Raw genomic sequence first — 20,127 nt, forward strand, 5'->3', positions numbered from 1 at the left:
TTTCCCTTTATCTTATTCTGTTTTGGGCATTTTGTTCCCTTTTTACCGGAAAATCAGGGAAAATATAAACTATTTCTAAAATTAATTTTTCCTCGTTGTTTTTTGTATTTTCCTGTCGTATAATGTACCTTGTTCAATTTACAGTGATGTATATATATAATATGAAATAACAGGTGATATTTATGGAAAACAATAACTTGCACAAGCTTGGTATAGACATTGGTTCTACTACCGTAAAAGTTGCAGTCTTAAATGAAAAAGATGAACTTTTATTTTCAGATTACGAGAGACATTTCGCGAATATCCGTGAGACGTTGAAGTCACTGGTGGAAAAAATGCACCAGACCCTCGGCAATATCGCGCTCTCTCCGATGATCACCGGTTCCGGCGGACTTACCCTCGCAAAGCATCTGGGTATTCCGTTTGTCCAGGAGGTTATCTCTGTTTCTACCGCTCTGCAGCACTATGCGCCGCAGACGGACGTCGCCATCGAACTTGGCGGTGAGGATGCCAAGATCATCTATTTTGAAGGCGGTAACGTAGAACAACGTATGAATGGAATCTGTGCCGGTGGTACCGGCTCTTTTATTGACCAGATGGCTTCCCTTTTACAGACCGATGCCCCTGGTCTGAATGAGTATGCCAAAAATTACAAGGCGATCTACCCGATCGCTGCACGCTGTGGTGTATTTGCGAAGACAGATATCCAGCCGCTCATCAACGAAGGTGCGACCAGAGAGGATCTCTCCGCTTCCATCTTCCAGGCTGTCGTCAACCAGACCATCAGTGGTCTTGCCTGTGGAAAACCGATCCGCGGACACGTTGCTTTTCTCGGCGGTCCACTTCACTTTCTCTCAGAATTAAAGGCCACTTTCATCCGCACATTAAAGCTGGATGACGAGCATGCGATCACACCGGAAAATTCCCATCTTTTCGCTGCGATCGGATCTGCCTTAAACTATAAATCCGAAGTTACGACTACAACGGACGAGCTTCTTGAAAAGCTCTCATCCGACATTCATATGGAATTTGAAGTGGAACGTATGGAGCCTCTCTTTAAAGATCAGGCAGAGTACGATGCATTTTTAGACCGTCATAGCAACAACCATGTCACGACCGGTGATATCGCGTCCTACAAGGGCGACTGTTATCTCGGTATCGATGCCGGCTCTACCACGACCAAAGTCGCGCTGGTAGGCGAGGACGGCTCCCTGCTCTACTCTTTTTACAGCAACAACAACGGAAGCCCGCTCGCGACCTGTATCCGTTCGATCAAGGAGATCTACCGTCTTCTTCCTGCGGACGCGCATATCGTGCACTCCTGTTCTACCGGTTACGGCGAGGCTCTGATCAAAGCTGCCTTAATGCTGGATGAGGGAGAGGTTGAAACCGTTTCCCACTACTATGCCGCTGCATTCTTTGATCCGGAGGTTGACTGTATCCTCGACATCGGTGGTCAGGATATGAAATGCATCAAGATCAAGAATCAGACCGTAGACAGCGTCCAGTTGAACGAAGCCTGCTCCTCCGGCTGCGGTTCCTTCATCGAGACCTTTGCAAAATCCCTTAACTTCTCGGTACAGGACTTCGCGAAGGAAGCCCTGTTTGCGAAAAATCCGATCGATCTCGGAACACGCTGTACGGTATTTATGAATTCCAAGGTAAAACAGGCGCAGAAGGAAGGCGCTTCCGTTGCGGATATTTCCGCCGGACTTGCCTACTCCGTCATCAAGAATGCACTGTTTAAGGTTATCAAGCTTTCTGATCCGAGCGAACTCGGAAAAAATATCGTTGTACAGGGTGGTACTTTCTATAATGATGCTGTTTTGCGCAGCTTTGAAAAGATTTCCGGCTGCAAGGCAACCAGACCGGATATTGCAGGTATCATGGGTGCATTCGGTGCCGCTTTGATTGCCAGAGAACGTCACACCAAAGACTATACTTCCACTATGCTTGGCATCAATGATATCAACAAGCTGACCTTTGATACAAAGCTGACCCGCTGCCAGGGATGTACGAACCACTGTCTTTTAACGATCAACCTGTTTTCGGGCAACCGCCGCTATATTACCGGTAACCGCTGTGAACGCGGACTGGGCAAGGCAAAGAGCAGCGAAAATATCCCGAACCTGTTTGAATACAAAAACAAACGGATCTTTGACTATGAACCGCTCTCCGATGCGGAAGCGGTGCGTGGAGCCATCGGTATCCCGAGAGTATTAAATATGTACGAAAACTACCCGTTCTGGGCTACCTTCTTTAAAGCCCTGAAATTTAAGGTAGTGCTCTCCCCGCAGTCCACACGTTCCATTTACGAGCTTGGCATCGAATCGATCCCGAGTGAATCGGAATGTTATCCGGCGAAACTGGCGCACGGCCACGTTTCCTGGCTGATCCATCAGGGGATTGACTGCATTTTTTATCCGTGTATTCCATATGAGCGGAACGAATTTCCGGATTCCAACAACCACTACAACTGCCCGATCGTAACCTCCTACGCGGAAAACATCAAAAATAACGTGGACGAGATCACATCCGGACAGGTACGGTTCTTAAATCCGTTTATGTCTTTCACAAATAAAAAGGTTCTCTCCAGACGTCTCGAAGAGATCTTTAAAGAGGAATTTGACATTCCGGCATCGGAAGTGCACGCTGCCGCGGATGCCGCATGGCAGGAACTTTCCAATACCAGAGAGGAAATGAAGAAAAAGGGCGAAGAAGTCATCGCCTACTTAAAGAAGACCGGCAAACGCGGTATCGTCCTCGCCGGACGTCCTTACCATGTGGACCCGGAGATCAACCACGGTATCCCGGAACTGATCAACTCCTACGGTCTTGCAGTGCTGACCGAGGATTCCGTTGCGCATCTGGCAAAAGTGGAACGTCCGCTTATCGTTATGGATCAGTGGATGTACCACTCAAGACTCTACGCCGCTGCCAACTATGTAAAGACGACCGACAACCTGGATCTGATCCAGTTAAACTCTTTCGGCTGCGGTCTCGACGCCGTAACAACGGACTGTGTGAGCGACATTTTGACCAAATCCGGCAAGATCTACACCTGCTTAAAGATCGATGAGGTAAACAATCTCGGTGCCGCGCGTATCCGTGTACGCTCCTTACTCGCCGCGATCCGCGTGCGTGAAATGCGTAATACAGACAAAAACCGCAAGATCGTTCCGGCAAACTACAACCGGACCGTCTTTACCAAGGAAATGCGCAAAGATTATACGATCCTCTGCCCGCAGATGTCTCCGATCCATTTTGAGCTGCTACAGCCGGCTTTCCGCGCTGCCGGTTACAATCTGGTCGTTCTTGACAATGACAACCGGACGGCGATCAACGCAGGACTGAAATTCGTAAATAACGATGCCTGCTATCCGTCCCTGATGGTCGTAGGCCAGATCATGGATGCCGTCATGTCCGGCAAGTATGACATGACAAAGACGGCTGTCCTTATTTCCCAGACCGGTGGCGGATGCCGTGCCAGCAATTACATCGGTTTTATCCGCCGTGCGCTGGAAAAAGCCGGTTACCCGGATATTCCGGTCATTTCCATCAATTTAAGCGGACTGGAAAAGAACCCCGGCTTTAAATTTACTCCGGCTCTGATCCAGCATGGTCTTTACGCGCTGGAATTCGGCGACATCTTTATGCGCTGTCTGTACCGCACCAGACCGTACGAGGCAGTAAAGGGTTCCGCCAATGCCATGCATGAGAAATGGAAGAAAAGGGTCATTGCCTTTGTCACACAGGATAAGATCCTGTCACACAAGAAATATAAGCAGATGTGCCGCGATATCATCCGCGACTTTGACAATCTGCCGATGCTCGACATCAAAAAGCCGCGCGTCGGTGTCGTCGGCGAGATCCTGGTAAAATTCCTTCCTGCCGCAAACAATTATCTGGTTGACCTCTTAGAGGCGGAAGGTGCTGAGGCTGTTGTACCGGATCTTACAGACTTCCTGCTCTACTGCTTCTACAACCAGAATTTCAAGGCAGAAAACCTGGGCATGAGCCGCAAATCGCAGTTTACATCCAACATGGGCATCAAGTTCTTTGAATGGTTAAGAAGCGCTGCCAGAGACGAATTTGAAAAGAGCAAACACTTTGATCCGCCTGCGCACATTGAAACACTCGCGAAATACGCGGACGAGATCGTTTCCCACGGAAACCAGACCGGCGAAGGATGGTTCCTCACCGGCGAGATGTTAGAGCTGATCCACACCGGAACGAACAACATCGTTTGTACGCAGCCATTTGCCTGCCTGCCGAACCATATCGTAGGAAAAGGTGTTATTAAGAAGCTGCGCCACGAGTATCCGCTGTCCAACATCGTTGCGATCGATTATGACCCGGGTGCCAGCGAAGTAAACCAGCTCAACCGAATCAAGCTGATGCTTTCCACCGCGAACAAAAATCTCTCAAAGGAAGCATAGGTCTGATCCGCACCTTATGAGTTTATAAGAATTTAATAAATGGAGAATCCCTTATTTTATCTGGGGTTCTCCATTTTTATTAGCACTCATTTTGAAAGAGTGCTAATTTTCTATTGACTTTTGCGCAGACGAGTTATAATATTTTACTTGTAGATTTTAACTTATCTTTTGTATACGAGACGGGTTTCCGTCATCCGATCATGATTTATAAAGGAGTGTTGTATTTATGAGTAACAAACATGGAAGTCTTTCAATCGACAGCGATAATCTTTTTCCGATCATCAAGAAATGGCTCTATTCCGACCATGACATTTTCTACCGCGAGCTGATCAGTAACGGCTGTGACGCCATTACCAAATTGAAAAAGCTTGAAATGATGGGTGAATACGAGCTTCCGAAGGATTACAGACCAAAGATCGAGGTTATCGTAGATCCGGATGCAAAGACTTTGAAATTCATCGATAACGGTCTTGGTATGACTGCGGACGAAGTCGAAGAATATATCTGTCAGATCGCATTTTCCGGTGCTACTGACTTCATCGAAAAATACAAGGACAAGGCAAATGACGATCAGATCATCGGTCATTTCGGACTTGGCTTCTACTCTGCTTTTATGGTAGCGGATGAAGTTTCCATCGACACCTTATCTTATAAAGAAGGTTCCACTCCGGTTCACTGGACCTGCGACGGCGGTTCCGATTACGATATCACAGACGGCACCAAAGACACCGTTGGTACCGAGATCACACTCTTCTTAAACGAAGACTGTCTGGAATTTGCCAACGAATACCGTGCAAGAGAGATCATTGAAAAGTACTGCTCTTTCATGCCGACCGAAATCTATCTGACCAAGGCAAATGCCGAACCGGAATATGAGACGATCGACCCGGCAGACAAGCTTGATACCGATACTGTCATTGAGACTGTTGTGGAAGAAGCAAAAACCGAAGAAAAAGAAAATGAGAACGGAGAAAAAGAAGTCGTTGAAGTTTCTCCGCGCACCGAGAAATTAAAGATTTTAAAACGTCCGGTTCCGCTCAATGATACCAATCCGCTGTGGACCAAAAATCCAAAGGACTGTACCGATGAGGAATACAAAGCATTCTACCGCAAGGTATTTATGGATTACAAGGAGCCGTTATTCTGGATCCACCTCAACATGGACTATCCGTTCAATCTGAAAGGTATTTTGTACTTCCCTAAGATCAATACCGAGTACGATTCCATTGAAGGAACCATCAAGCTGTACAACAATCAGGTATTTATCGCAGACAATATCAAGGAAGTCATTCCGGAATTCCTGATGCTCTTAAAAGGTGTGATCGACTGCCCGGATCTTCCGCTCAATGTATCGAGAAGCGCGCTGCAGAACGATGGCTTTGTAAAGAAGATCTCCGATTACATCACCAAGAAAGTTGCTGACAAGCTGACCGGCATGTGCAAGACTGACAAGGAATCCTACGAGAAATACTGGGATGACATCAGCCCGTTCATCAAATTCGGCTGCTTAAAAGACGAAAAGTTCTGCGATAAGATGAACGATGCGATCCTCTTTAAGAACCTGGATCACAAATATCTCACACTTCCGGAATTATTAAAGAAGGAAGAAGAAAAGAACGCAGACGAAAATACAGATGCCGCTTCAGATACTGCTTCTTCCGATGACAAGGCAGCGGATGCCGCAGAAGAAAAAGATGAACGCAAAGTTGTCTACTATGTCACGGATGAGGCACAGCAGGGACAGTACATCAAACTCTTCGAAGAGCAGAACATGGATGCGGTGATCTTAAACCACAACATTGATACTTCTTTCATCTCCCAGCTTGAACGCAGAAATGACCAGTATAAGTTCATGCGTATCGATGCGGACGTAACCGAATCCTTAAAGGAAGATGTCCCGGAAGAGGATTTAAAAGCTGCTGCTGACAGCCTGACTGAGACTTTCCACAAGGCACTTGGCAATGACAAGTTAAATATCAAGGTTGAGAAGCTGAAAAACGCTGATATCTCCTCTATCCTCACACTCTCTGAGGAGGGAAGACGTATGCAGGATATGATGAAAATGTACGCTGCCGGTGGTATGGGCGGTATGGACGCTTCCATGTTTGCCGCTGACGCGACACTCACCTTAAACACCGGAAACGACCTTGTAAAATACATCTTGGAGCACAAAGATTCGGAACATGTTCCGATGTTCTGTGAACAGCTCTATGATCTCGCTGTTTTAAGCAATCATCCGCTCTCACCGGATGCAATGACCAAATTTGTTGCACGGAGCAACCAGATCATGATGCTGCTTGCAAAATAATATCAAGCAATCAAAAAGAAAAGGAAAAGCGCCTGACCGGCTCTTTTCCTTTTCTTTTTATTTACAGTACTGTGCGTAGACAGCAAAAAAACTGTTTGTTGTGATCGATCCATCCGTCACGATCTTTGTTTCATCCCAGAGTTTTTCATTCAACATGGAATCCTGCTCTTTCACAAACGCGTCATACGCATCATTAAACGCTGTCTTCTCACGCTCCTGCGCGATCTTAACCTTGTTTTCCTGCGTCAGCTCCTCATCATATTTGTTTACACATTTGATAAAATAATAGCCCTGGTCGGTCTCAATACAGGAGGATACCTCGCCGTCCTCCATCGAGAATGCCACTTTTTCTACCTCTTCCGGCACATCTCCGCGTCCGAACGTCACCTCAATATCCTGCCCTTCATTGTAATCACTCGCAAGCGAAGTAAAATCCTCACCTGCCGCCAGCCGCGCGGTAACGGCATCCGCGTTTTCTTTGTCTTTTACTACGATCTGCATCGCATGTATGATCCGCGCTTCATCATCACTGACTTCTTCGTTCACGCCCTCTGTCAATGTCGCGTAAAGCTTATCCGCCAGCGCATAATTTTGATACAGCGTCTCAATCGTCTCTTCCGTCACATCCATATAGGCAATCTCATCCTTACTTAAGGAAGAAAAGTACGCTTTCGCTGCCTCCGCCGCTTTCTTCTGCTCCTCCTCGCTGAGCGATATATCCTGCTCTTCTGCGAGCTGATCCATGCAGGTGATACGCGCCAACTCGGAAATCGTCATCTCCTTCACATACGAATCCAGCTGTTTCTTACTGGATGCCTGTTCCCAGAGGTTCAGTCCATATACCGATCCATAAATGTTCTGATAATTACACAGATACACCTTGGCCTCCGGCAGGGTGCATACGGTCTCTCCGATCCGGAACACATCCTTATTGCCGAGCCCTGTCGTAAATATGACTTTTCGTCCGGCGACCTCGCATCCGCCGCATACCAGCGATGCGCAGAGCACCGGTATCAACATTAGTTTCTTCGTTCGTATTTTCATGTTGTTTATCCCAAATTTTCCTTATTCTGCCTTAGACTTGTTTATGATACTTCTCGCAACGCTCAGTCCGTTTGCTGATGCCTGCTGCAGTCCTCTGGTAACTGATGCACCGTCTCCCATGGCACGCAGTCCCTTTACATTTGTCTCAAATTCCCTGTTCACCACAACTTTATTGGAGTAGAATTTGACCTCCACACCATATAACAGCGTCTCATCGCTGGCAATACCAGGTGTCACCTTATCCAGTGCCTCGATCATCTCCGCAATATCCACCATGATACGGTGTGGCAGTACTAACGAGAGATCTCCCGGCACTGCGTCCTTTAATGTAGGGATCAGATTGTTCCTGCAGAGGCGCTCCTCCGTCGTCCTTCTTCCACGTCTGAAATCTCCAAACGTCTGTACCATGATCTTGCCGTCACACAGCATATTGGAAAGCTGCGCGATCTGCTTGCCATATTCGATCGGTGTCTTAAACGGCTTCGTAAAATTTTTGGATACGAGCAGTGCAAAGTTGGTGTTATTCGTCTTCATATCCATGGATTTATACGCGTGTCCGTTTACGACCGCAAGTCCGCCATCGTAATACTCTGTCGCCACTTCTCCGGACGGATTCGTACAGAAGGTCCGCACTTTATCATCAAAGGTCGGTGTGTGGTAGACGAGTTTTGCCTCATACAGGTTTTTATTTAAAAAGTCCATGACTTCATCGCGGACTTCGACGCGGACACCGATATCCACCGTGCCGACTTCCGTCTCTATGCCGTGCTGTTTACAGATGTGGCTGAACCAGTCCGCACCCTCGCGGCCGACCGCAGAAACGATCTCATCCGCGAAATACGTCTCTCCTTTTTCTGTCACAACACCTTTTGCCTGTTCCTCCTCGATCAGGATATCCTCGATCATCGTATCAAAGAGGATCTCCACACCATGATCCAGCAGATCTTTCTGGAGTCTCGCGTAGATCTTGTATCCTTCCTCCGTACCCAGATGGCGGATCGGACATTCGATCAGCTTTAAATTGGCATTGATCGCTTTTCTGCGGATCTCACGGATCTCTTTTTCCTTGTCCACACCGTAAATATTCGTGTCAGCGCCAAATTTGAGATAGATTTCATCCGATTCGTGGATCAGCTTTACCGTTTCATCGTATCCTAAGATATCCGGCAGATTTCCGCCGACATCCGGGGAAAGGGACAGCTTTCCATCAGAAAAAGCGCCCGCGCCGGCAAATCCGGTCGTGATCGAACATGGCTTGCATCCCACACAGACCTTTGTCTTACGCTTTGGACATTGTCTGTTTTCTATTCTGCGTCCTTTCTCAATGATCAGCACCTTCATCTCCGGTCTTTTATGTATCAGCTCATAAGCGCAGAAGATCCCGGAAGGACCTGCACCTATAATTATCACATCATATTGATTCAATTTTATTCCTCTTTTCCGCTCTGCATTGCCCGTTATGCTTCTATGATCAGGTATCTTCCGTCACCGATCGCAAAAACTTCCTGCGCGCTTAAAATCTCATCCTGGCTCATGCCGGCGATATCCGCTCCGCTCTCTTCAAAATATTTTTTCACTTCATTCTTGTTTTTACAGACCACTGCCATGCAGTCCTCTAAGAACGCATCCGCCTCTTCCATGGTCTCTGCCACTTCCTCGGGAAACAGCTGATTTTGATGTTCCAGAAAATAAGTGAGACATGCTTTATCAAATTTCATATGATCTCTCCTTTTCCTTGTTTTCGCGTTTTACACAACGATTATATCATATTATGAAACGTGCAAAATATCAATGCCATTTTGCAGTAATTCCTGGTAGATACGGGCAACCGGAAGTCCTACCACATTGTTGTAATCCCCGGATATTTCCTTTATAAAAGCAGCGCATTTTCCCTGTATCCCATACGCGCCTGCCTTATCCATCGGTTCTCCTGTCCGGATATACGCCAGGATCTCTGTTTCCGTCATCGGATACATGGTAACCTCTGTTTTCTCCGCAAAGGTAAGCTTCTCCTTTTTCCCGGCACACGACCAGCACAGGGTCACGCCGGTATACACCTCATGCGTATTTCCCTCGAGCATGGCCAGCATGCGAAACGCGTTCTCCTCGCTCCCCGGTTTCCCGAGGATCTGTCCCTTACAGGAAACGACCGTATCCGCGCCGATCACAAGCCAGTCGCCCTCTTTTTGTGTGTCTGCCACTTCCGCCGCTTTCTGCGCGGAAAGCTCCTCCACTACTTTTTTCGGATCAGCGCTTGTGATCTTTTCCTCACCACATGCCGGCTGCACGGCAAAGCAGACTCCGATCTGATCCAATAACTCCCTGCGTCTCGGTGACGCACTCGCAAGTATGATCTTCATGTATCTCTTTTCTCCTTCTTCTTATGGCAAAATGATCTCTTTTTTTAAATGGAACGAGTAGATGATCTTCTCACGGATCTTTTTCCCGGTGGCCTCCTCCAGTGCTCTCGCATAGAGATCCAGCTGCGCCTGGTATCTCTGGAGCAGCTGTTCTGGCTTTTCTACCGAATCAGTCTTATAATCCATCAAGATGATATCTCCGTCCTCATAGAAGAACGCGTCCACGATTCCCTGCACCAGAACCAGTTCCCTGCTGTCGCAATCCCAGATCTCTCCCGCCGGGATACCAAGCACAAACGCCTTTTCCTTCCGCAGTTCTTCCCGCTGATCCGCCTGTACCATCCGCTTTCCAAGCGAGGATGCGAAGAAATCCACGATCATCGGGATACGCACCAGCTCATACATCGTCTCATCCAGTCTTCCCGCCTTTTTCAGCTTTTCCAGTTCTTCCGCGATCCATGCGTACATCTGCTTTCTGTTCCCGTCAGACGGCGAACCGGCAAACGGCAAACACTGCATGACCAGATGCATCGCGCTTCCGCGCAGCGCCCCACGGTTTACCCGGTCTCTCTTTTCAATAAAATCCGGTACAATCTCCTCGGTCTCCTCTTCGGCATACCATTGCACCGTCTCCATTTCCTCCGGTTCAAACTGCATCCGCTGATGCTTGATCTCCGACACGGACACTTTGGTCTTAATATCTTTTTCCGCCTCAAACGGATAAGCAAACGACAGCCGTTCTTCGATCTTTTCTAACAGCTCTTTATCTGCCGTTTGAACCGCTCTTTTGACCTGCTCTTTCGTGAGCAGGGTCCGTACCGCCTCCTTCAGGTGTCCCGCGCGCGCGTCCGTCTCCCCGAACACGCGTATTTCATATTTCTCAGGATAGGAATACAGCGCCGGGAGCACCCAGTCAAAATAGCAGTGCGCACTGCTGCGCGCAAGAAAACTTACCGGATGTTCCGTATCCGCATTCTGTCTGTATTCCCCGAATTTCTTCTCCACATCCTTCAGACAGCCGCAGAGGATCAGTTTCTCCTTCGCACGGGTGAGTGCCACATAAAGAACACGCAGCTCCTCTCCGAGGTTTTCCTCCTCCGTCTGTCTTGCCAATGTGCGCTTTAACAGTGTCGGTGTCTTTGTCCGGCGCACGGTATCCATACAGTCCAAGCCGATCCCAAGCTCAGGATGCAGAATCAGCCTGCTCCTTGTGTCCTGCGTGTTGAACGTCTTACCCATGCCTGCCGCAAATACCACCGGAAATTCCAGGCCTTTGCTCTTATGGATACTCATGATCCGCACCGCATTCTCATTTTCATTGATGATATCTGCCTCACCGTAGTCCACATCATATTTGCGTAGTTTTTCGATATAGCGGACGAAATGGAACAGACCTTTATAGCTCGTATCCTCATAATGGATCGCCTGCTCGATCAGCATCTGCACATTCGCGCACTTCTGCTCTCCCGCCGGCAGTGCGGTAATATAGGAAAGATAACCGGTTTCCTCAAGCAGTTCGGTGATCAGTTCATGCACCGGTGTATACGGCACTCTTTTCCGGAAAGCCTCCAGTTTTGCAAGGAAACCGCGCAGCCGCTCCCGCAGTTTTTGATCTGTTTCCTCTTCCGGCATCGTATCATACGTCAGTATGCTCTCATAAAAGGTCTTCTCCCCGGAAACTGCCCTTATCTTTGCAAGGTCTTCTCCCGAAAAGCCGCCGACTGGTGAATAGAGCACCGCTGCAAGCGGAATATCCTGCATCGGATTGTCGATCACGCGCAGCATATTTAAGACGGTCTGGATCTCCACCGTAGAAAAATAACCGGTGCGCGATGTGGTAAACGCAGGGATCCCTTCCTCTAACAGAACCTTTACAAAGGTATCCGCCATCCCGGAAACACTGCGCAGCAGGATGACAATATCGCGGTACTCCATCGGACGGAGCTCCCCGCTTTCCTTATCCGTCACCGTCTGGCCTTCTTTTCGCATTTCATGGATGCGCGACGCGATCATACGCGCTTCAAGTTCCACGCGTTCCATCTCCTCCGCACCACTCTCATCCGCCACAAGTACTTCCATCGCAAACATTGCAGGATCCATATCTTCTGGATAATCCGCTCCCGGATAAAGCGCCGCGTTTTCGTCATACACCACATTTCCAAGGTCTCTGCACATGATCTTATAAAAAATATCATTGACCCCGGAAAGCACTTCATCTCTGCTTCGGAAGTTCTTTTGCAGATCGATGCGCTCACATCCCGGCATTCCTGCGGCATAGGTGTCGAATTTTTCCATAAAAAGCTCCGGTCTCGCCAGACGGAAACGGTAAATACTCTGCTTTACATCCCCCACCATAAAAAGGTTATTCTGTCCAAACCGTTCTTTTGAGACCGCGCGAAGCAGTGTCTCCTGCACATAGTTACTGTCCTGATACTCATCGATCATGATCTCATCAAACAGCGCCGCGAACTCATCCGCAGTCTCCGTCGGCTCTTTGGTTGTCTGATCCACCAGGATCTTTAACGCAAAATGTTCCATGTCCGAGAAATCTACCAGATTCTTTCTCTTTTTCTCCGCCGCGAAGCATGATGCGAATTCCTCGGTGAGTGCGACCAGCATCTTTACTGCGGGTGCCGTCTTTTTCATATCGAGGAAGATCTCCTCCGGCTCCTTAAAAAAGAATTTGTCGCGCATATCCTTGATCTCTTTTTTCATTGCGTTCCGGATATTCTGCACGAGCTCTTTTTTTTCAACGCTTCCCTCAAATTTCCGTGCCGCCGCAAGCTTTGGAAATGCCTTCGCGTACGCGTTTATCTCCTCCCCGAACCGTGCATAGCTCCCGGATTCTCTGATCGCGTCCAGCCGCCGGATGTCCTCTTTTAACGCATCCGCATACATATAAGGCCCATCCGGCTCCTCACATACGTTAAGTGCCTCCCGCATCTGCGATCCACAGTCTGATACCGCAGTCACAAGCGAGTCCAGAAACTGTTTCATCCAGTCCGCCTGCTCCATATCCGCTTCCTCTTTAAGATCATACGCCTGTCCACAGGAAACGAGCCACTCATCCGGCCACGGATAACTCTGCGCGTAGGTATACATCTTTAAGATCATATCCTGGATCGCCTGATCGCTTTTGGCACTTCCGTACCCTGCCACAAAAGAAAGAAACGCTTCTTCCCCCGCCGCATAATGTGCTTCTAACAGCTTGCCCAAAACATCGGACCGCAAAAGTGACAGTTCCCCTTCGTCTGCTACCCTGAAATTCGGTTCCAGGTCGATCTTATAGAAGTAGTTCCGGATCACATACAGACAAAAACTGTCAATCGTTGTGATCTGCGCATTGTGTACCAGCGTAAACTGCCGCTGTAAATGAATATCCTCCGGTTCTTCTTCCAGCTTTTTTTCGATCGCGTCCCGGATACGTTCCCGCATCTCGGCAGCCGCCGCATTGGTAAAAGTTACAATGAGCAGTTTGTCGATATCCACTTTATCCTGCGTGATCTTTTGTATGATACGTTCTACCAGAACCGCCGTTTTTCCGGATCCTGCCGCCGCAGATACCAGAATATTCCGCTCTCTTCGGTCAATGACCTTTTTCTGGCTCTCCGTCCACGTCATGCCCATGAAACTCCTCCTTCCTCATCTGCGCAAAGATCTCCTCATCGGAATCAAATTTTTTCAGATTGCGGTACGAAAATCCCGGCATTTTTTCATCGAATCCGCACACTCCATGGTATGGACAGAACGCGCAGGCTTCCTTTTTGTCCAGCCGGTATGGCGCCGCATCAATGTTTCCCGCGAGAATGTCCGTACCGAGCTCCGCGATCTTATGATGTACAAACGCAGACAGTTCTCCAAACTCCTCCTGTCCCACCGCATGGGAACCTGCTTTTAAGGAACCGTCTTTTTTTCTTCCGACCGGCAGGACAACCGATGTCCCGGTCAGATCCCGGTCCATGGCATCGATCACTTCGGTCTTTGCGTTGACCAGTCCGTCCATCTTTAATTTTCCGAGGATCTCCTCATAGATCTCCTCCTCCGATCGTTCCTCTGACACATCAATATACGGATCATCCATATGATAATAAAAGATCCCGCCCGGAAGCACCTTTTTGCCCGGATAACGTTTCTGTATCAGCTCCAGCCCCGCATTCAAATACACGACTAACTGCAGCTGAAGTCCGTGATAGATCGACAGAAGCTCAAACTGCGTGCTTCCTCCTGATTTGTAATCCACGATCTTTACATAGATATCATCCTCATTTTTCCAGAGATCCATCCGGTCAATCCTGCCCTTTAAGCGCATCTTTTCCTGCTCACCAAGCGCGAAACTGACCGCGTCCAGATCCTCGGTAAACGAAAAGGAGACCTCATAATTTTCCGGCAGAAAGCTGCCTCGCTTGATCTGCTCAGTGATCGTTTTTACCGTACGGTTCAAAAGCGCATGCATCCGCTCTACCATATACGCATCCCTCGCGGTATCGTAAAGCGAGGTGTTTCGCATGGCTGCCACCGCGTCCTCAAGCGCCTGTCCTGCCATCCGCTCCATCTCTGCATCGGGAACGCTAAACCAGTCATACTCGCTTTTTTCCAGTGCTTTTGAATAGGTTTCCAGCGCCTGATGCAGTATATTTCCAAGATCCGGCGGCGTAAATTCACTGATCTCGCGTTCCGTGAGTCCCAGTCCGTAACTCAAAAAATGGGAAAACGCACAGGACGCAAAACGCTCCAGTCTGGTCACGCTGTTTGTAAGAACCGCTCCGTAAAGCGCACTTGCCGCGTCTTTGGTCAGCCGCTCACTGGCATGACAGTAAAAGGCAGCGTCCAGCAGTTTTTCCACTCTTCCTGCCCACTTCTCCTTCGATGCATACCATGCGTAAAGTGCTTTCCACTCTTCCTCCATCGTGCCTTCCCGTACCCCGGAAAGCCCGTCCAGAAAGATCTTCAGACTGCTCTCCGGCGTCACGAGCCGCAGATCGGATGCATTTTTTATCTCCTCCACCGCAAGCTTGGGGAACAGCTTGCTGACCGTCCCAACCAGATAGGAACGCCGCTGTGCTTTCCCGTCCATATTGACCTTCGCATAGGTGATATACAGTTTTTCGGATGGTTTTGTCATATTCAGATACAGATAAAATTTCTGGATAAACGCCCGTTCTCTGGCTGTCGGCGCAAGTTCGATGTGCTCCGCGAACAGCCTTTCCCGCTCCAGCTCCGAAATGATCCCGCCGTGGTTATCCGCCTTCGGGATCACACCGTCATTGACTCCGACAAAAAACAGGACACGGATATGCTCCAGTCTGGTTCTCTCAATATCTCCGATGACCACACGGTCATACCCCGGAGGGATCACGCCGACATTCGCCGCCTCAAATCCGGCATCCAGGATCTCCCGGTACTCACGCACAGAAAGACGTTCCTCTCCCAGGAGATCTACCATCTTTTCCAACAGATCCATGACGATCCCGTAAATCTGCTCATACTCCTTCGCCGTTGCGGCATCCCCGTTTTCCTCAAATGTCTTTTTGTATGCAGTCATCTTCTGCGCGATCTCATGCGCCCGGATAAACTCATAAAGTGCCACGGTCTTTTGCCGCAGATCCGCTGCCCGATCCCGGAAAACCTGATATAACGGTTCGATGTCCGCAAAAAAGACCTCCCGCATGCCGTTTACTTCTTCTAAAACCGCTTCCTCCCAGTTTTTCGGCAGACGCACCCACTTTTTCTCCCAGCCGGCATGTCCACGCACTCCTGTCGCAAGCACATAATTTTCCAAAAGATCTACTTTTTCTGTCGCAAGCCCGGTCAGCGCCGTGCGGAAATAGCGGAAAACACTTTCATAGGAAAAATCCTGCTCTATGATCTCAAGCACCGCCCGGATAAACTCCGGAAACGGATGAAACAGGATGTTTTTCTTATTATCCATAAACACCGGTATCCCGTACTCCGCAAAGATCTGCGGCGCATAGTTTCCATAGGTCGCGTCATCCCCGGATACGATCGCGAAATCCCGGTAGCGGTAGTGTTCTTCCCGCACCAGACGTCTGATCTCTCCCGCCGCAAAACACAGTTCCTCCCGTGCGTCATGCAGTGCGAAAACGCGGATGGCATCCTGCTCTTTCTCATAGGCTGTCTGTTTTCTGCGGAACAGATTCTGCTCCAAATGATAAAGCGCAGGTGCGTTTTTGTAGCGCTTACTTTCTCCGCCGCCCAAAACGACCGGCTCTTTGACACAGACACCGGTTTCCCTTGCGATCTCCATCAGGCTTCTTATCATCTTCCGGCTCATGTAAAACAGATCCTGCATCTGCGGTTTCGCGTAAAAATCCTCCCGCTCATCCATGGAGACTGTCACAAGGACATCTTTGACCAGTGGAAATAACACCGTAAGCAGCTTGTTCTGATTCGGGGTAAAGCCGGTGAAACCGTCAAATACCAGCGTACTGCCACGTAAAAGAGCGGAATCATCCGCAAGCTCCGCCAGAAGATCCAATATTTCCTCCGCTGTAATATAAGTGCCTTCCACATAATCCAGAAAGCCACGGTACATGGTAAGCACATCACGCATCTTATAGGAAAAAGAAGATGTCTTTCCTTCTCCGGTCAGTTCTTCCAACATTTCCGGGGTGACATTGTACTGCATGAACTCGGACAACAATGACTTTACCTCACTGATATAGCCCATCTTTTTTAAGTTGGCACCAAGTACCGGCAGCTCCTTCTTTTTTTCTCCCGCGACTTTCCGTAAGACCAGATTTTTTCCGGTCTCCTCAAGCACGACAAAATCTGTTTTTCCAAGTTCGTCAAACACACGAAACGCCAGACGGTTAAAACTGAGGACATCGATATTCATGATCGCATGCTTTGGATGCAGACTGACCAATTCCTTTTGTGTCTGCATGGTAAACTGCTCCGGAACCAGGATCAGGTAATTTTCCATCGGATGCGCCATAGACTCCTCGATCACTTTCTGATACAGGAAAGACGATTTTCCGCTTCCCGAATTTCCCAAAATAAACTGTAACGACATACTTTTCCTCTTTTTCTAATTCAGCCAGGTATCCACCGTCTGATCGATCCGGTCTGCGATCACCTGCATCCCGCTGTTATTCGGATGCGCTGCCACGACCTCATTGTTGATCGCATGCAGTTCTCCGTCATCCCCAAGTACCTGTGTTCCCATGCCTGCCTGATACTGCGCACCGGTACGCACATCATCCAGATTGATAAACGGGATCCCGTACTCTGCCGCCGCCTGCTGCTTGATGCTTTGCACCTCATCATTGTTCCACAGGATCTGTCCTAAAAATATGATTTTCGCGTCCGGTGCCTCTTTTTTCAGATAATCGATCAGATTGGTGTAATCTTTTACGGTCACCGGCGTATCTTCTGTAATGTTCTCGCCCAGCTGTACCGTGATCAGATCAAGATCTTCACTGAGCACATCATCCAGATCTTTCAGATAGCTGTCCCGGTCTCCTGCCTCGTTGGTCTCCCAGTCCTGAAAGCAGACCGACTGAAACTCCACATGATTTCTTTTTTCACTGAGATGCGCCGCCACCAGATGCACATAATCGTTCTCCGGCCGGTCCGCCGCCATGCCGTAATCACTCCACCAGATCTTGTTTCTCTCCTCCGGCTTTCCATCCCAGTGCGTGACCGAATTTCCGATCGCCAGATAATTGTATGGCGCAGAGTGCTGCAATTCGTTTTTCACGCCATCCTTTACCTCTGTCCCCGCCGTTTTCTGCGTGGACGATATTGTTCCTTTTCCATTGGTCTGTCCGCCATGCGCGCTTCCACATCCGGCGGTCAGTGCTATCATAATCGCAAACATTCCTGCCGCGAACATTCTCTTCTTTTTCATAATGCCTCCCTCATATCTGACACATTTTTTCCGTCCTTTATAATATAAGCGAAAAAGGATGTGCTGTCCATAAGCAGACTGCACATCCTCCAAAATTTCACATTTATTTAAGAAACCGTACCCGGATCTGTGTTCCGGCATCTTTCTCGCTCTCAAGTTCCAGATTTGCGTGATGCTGTGCCACGATATGTTTTACGATCGCAAGCCCCAGTCCCGTTCCTCCGGTCAACTTGGAACGGCTCCGGTCTACCCGGTAAAAGCGCTCAAAGATACGCTCCTGATGCTCTTTTGAGATTCCGATCCCGGTATCCTTCACCGACAGAACGACCTCTGTGTCCGTCTCCTCCACCGAGACATCCACTCTTCCGCCCTTTTTATTGTAACGGATCGCGTTATCGCACAGATTGTATAACAACTCATTCATCATTTCCCGGTTTGCGTTTACATACGCGCTCTTTCCGGACAGCTGCAATGTCACATCATGGTTTTCCGCGTTGACCTGAAGCATATCCACACACTTTTCTGCCATCGCATAGAGATCCAGCTGTTCATATACCACTTCCTGCGTAGATACGTCTAACTCGGATAAACGGATGATATCATTGATCAGTGTCAGAAGCCGGTTCGCGTTCTGGTGGATCTCGCCTGCAAAGCGGACAACATCCTCATCCGTTGCCATTCCGCTCTCGATCAGCTCGGAATACCCGGAGATCGATGTGAGCGGCGTTTTTAACTCATGCGATACATTCGCCGTAAACTCCTGCCGCATATCCGCGTTTTTCCGGATATCTTCGTGCTGCTTCTGGATTGTGGTGATGAACGGACGCAACTCTTTGTAGACCCGGATCGACTCAAGATGATCCATATCGTTTGCCATCTGTTCCACCGGTGCCACGATACTTTTGGTCAAAAGATGGGAAAACAGTGCGCCCACCGCGAACAGTACGACCGCCAGACCGAGCAATAATGGGAATGTAGACGACATAATGCTAAGCACATTATCCGATTCCTTTGCCACGCGCAGGACATTTCCATTATCCAGACGCACCGCATAATAAAACATGCTGCGCTCCAATGTGCTGGATCTGCGGATCGTGCTTCCCTCTCCGCTCTCGATCGCCGCCTCGATCTCCGGACGTTTCTCGTGGTTATCCATGTCACTGGCGTTGGCATTGCTGTCGTACTCGACGCTTCCATCCTCCGCGATCACCGTCACGCGAAGCCCGTCTTCCTTTGCATCATAGGAAATATGATCCATGTCTGAAAAAGCACCCGTCTCAACCAACACCCTGGCATAGGTATGCAGATCCTCCATCACCTCGTCCTTCAACACCTCATAACTCACTAACGTTGAAATGACGAGCGTCAGAATGATGGCTGTGACCGACATGATCAAAAACTGCAGATTGATCTTCTTTTTCATGGCACTACTCCAACCGGTATCCGACGTTGCGCACCGTCTTGATGCGGCTTCCGGATTCTCCGAGTTTCTGACGCAGGGTCTTTATGTGCATATCGAGTGTTCTGGACTCACCCTCGTAGTCCATTCCCCAGATATGAACCATGATCTCCTCACGCGGGATGACGATCCCGGCGTTTTGCATTAACATCTTTAAAAGTTCAAATTCCTTATAGGTCAGTTCACACGGCACATCATGTACATATACCATGCGCTTTTCATCATCGAGAAAAATATCTCCGATCGAAAGCAGTTTTTCCTCTGACATATGAAGGCTCCGTCTGAGCAGCGCTTTGGTTCTTGAGATCAGCTCCATCACGCCAAACGGTTTGGTCAGATAATCATCGGCACCGATATCGAGCCCCTTGACCTTGTCCATCTCAGAAGTTTTTGCGGTCACCATGATGATCGGCACCATGCGCGTCTCCGCTTTCTTTCTGAGTTTTTTCACAATTTCAAGCCCGTCCTCATCGGGAAGCATGATGTCCAACAAGACCAGATCCGGAACCTTGTCCCGTATCCTTGCGAAAAAATCTTTCGCACAGGCAAAATCTTCTATCATATACCCGGAATTTTTAAGCGCGAAACTCTCTATCTCCCGGATGTTCACATCATCTTCCACAATATATATCAGTGCCATTTTTTTC

Annotated in this window: 11 protein-coding genes; 2 read left to right on the forward strand and 9 right to left on the reverse strand. The window is 48.8% G+C overall.

Annotated elements, in window-relative coordinates; genetic code table 11:
• Positions 1 to 182: 182 nt before the first annotated feature.
• Together H8Z76_RS00395 and htpG are read left to right on the forward strand one after the other, a co-directional pair.
• Positions 183 to 4,439 carry a 2-hydroxyacyl-CoA dehydratase gene (locus H8Z76_RS00395; protein ID WP_186981339.1) on the forward strand — a complete coding sequence of 1,419 codons (4,257 nt, stop codon included), beginning with the start codon at positions 183 to 185 and terminating at the stop codon, positions 4,437 to 4,439.
• A 226-nt stretch (positions 4,440 to 4,665) separates the two neighbouring features.
• Positions 4,666 to 6,747 carry a molecular chaperone HtpG gene (htpG, locus tag H8Z76_RS00400; RefSeq protein ID WP_186981340.1) on the forward strand — a complete coding sequence of 694 codons (2,082 nt, stop codon included), beginning with the start codon at positions 4,666 to 4,668 and terminating at the stop codon, positions 6,745 to 6,747.
• Between the two features lie 57 nt (positions 6,748 to 6,804).
• Here htpG and H8Z76_RS00405 read toward each other — a convergent pair whose 3' ends face one another.
• The 9 genes from H8Z76_RS00405 to H8Z76_RS00445 form a co-directional block, all read right to left on the reverse strand.
• Positions 6,805 to 7,791: a peptidylprolyl isomerase gene (locus H8Z76_RS00405; protein ID WP_243240371.1), complete on the reverse strand. Its 987-nt coding sequence runs from the start codon at positions 7,789 to 7,791 to the stop codon at positions 6,805 to 6,807.
• A 21-nt stretch (positions 7,792 to 7,812) separates the two neighbouring features.
• Positions 7,813 to 9,216 carry an NAD(P)/FAD-dependent oxidoreductase gene (locus tag H8Z76_RS00410; protein ID WP_022516006.1) on the reverse strand — a complete coding sequence of 468 codons (1,404 nt, stop codon included), beginning with the start codon at positions 9,214 to 9,216 and terminating at the stop codon, positions 7,813 to 7,815.
• A gap of 32 nt (positions 9,217 to 9,248) precedes the next feature.
• The gene (locus tag H8Z76_RS00415) at positions 9,249 to 9,509 is read right to left on the reverse strand and encodes a glyoxalase (protein ID WP_186981341.1); all 261 of its coding nucleotides are present in this window, start codon (positions 9,507 to 9,509) and stop codon (positions 9,249 to 9,251) included.
• A gap of 51 nt (positions 9,510 to 9,560) precedes the next feature.
• A complete protein-coding gene (locus H8Z76_RS00420; protein WP_186981342.1) occupies positions 9,561 to 10,151 on the reverse strand; it encodes a Maf family protein in 591 nt (196 codons plus the stop codon).
• Between the two features lie 21 nt (positions 10,152 to 10,172).
• On the reverse strand, positions 10,173 to 13,778 hold the full coding sequence (gene addA / locus H8Z76_RS00425) for a helicase-exonuclease AddAB subunit AddA (RefSeq protein ID WP_186981343.1): 3,606 nt from the start codon (positions 13,776 to 13,778) through the stop codon (positions 10,173 to 10,175).
• On the reverse strand, positions 13,738 to 17,184 hold the full coding sequence (gene addB, locus H8Z76_RS00430; RefSeq protein WP_186981344.1) for a helicase-exonuclease AddAB subunit AddB: 3,447 nt from the start codon (positions 17,182 to 17,184) through the stop codon (positions 13,738 to 13,740). Before addB ends, addA begins: the two co-directional genes overlap by 41 nt.
• Before the next feature lie 15 nt (positions 17,185 to 17,199).
• Entirely contained in the window at positions 17,200 to 18,021 is an 822-nt protein-coding gene (locus H8Z76_RS00435; protein ID WP_186981345.1) for an SGNH/GDSL hydrolase family protein, read from the reverse strand.
• A gap of 103 nt (positions 18,022 to 18,124) precedes the next feature.
• The gene (locus H8Z76_RS00440; protein ID WP_022516000.1) at positions 18,125 to 19,444 is read right to left on the reverse strand and encodes a sensor histidine kinase; all 1,320 of its coding nucleotides are present in this window, start codon (positions 19,442 to 19,444) and stop codon (positions 18,125 to 18,127) included.
• Between the two features lie 4 nt (positions 19,445 to 19,448).
• Positions 19,449 to 20,120, reverse strand: a complete 672-nt coding sequence (locus tag H8Z76_RS00445) for a response regulator transcription factor (protein WP_186981346.1) — start codon at positions 20,118 to 20,120, stop codon at positions 19,449 to 19,451.
• Positions 20,121 to 20,127 lie beyond the last annotated feature (7 nt).

The sequence above is a fragment of the Roseburia yibonii genome (assembly GCF_014297335.1).
GTDB classification, from domain to species: domain Bacteria; phylum Bacillota; class Clostridia; order Lachnospirales; family Lachnospiraceae; genus Roseburia_D; species Roseburia_D yibonii.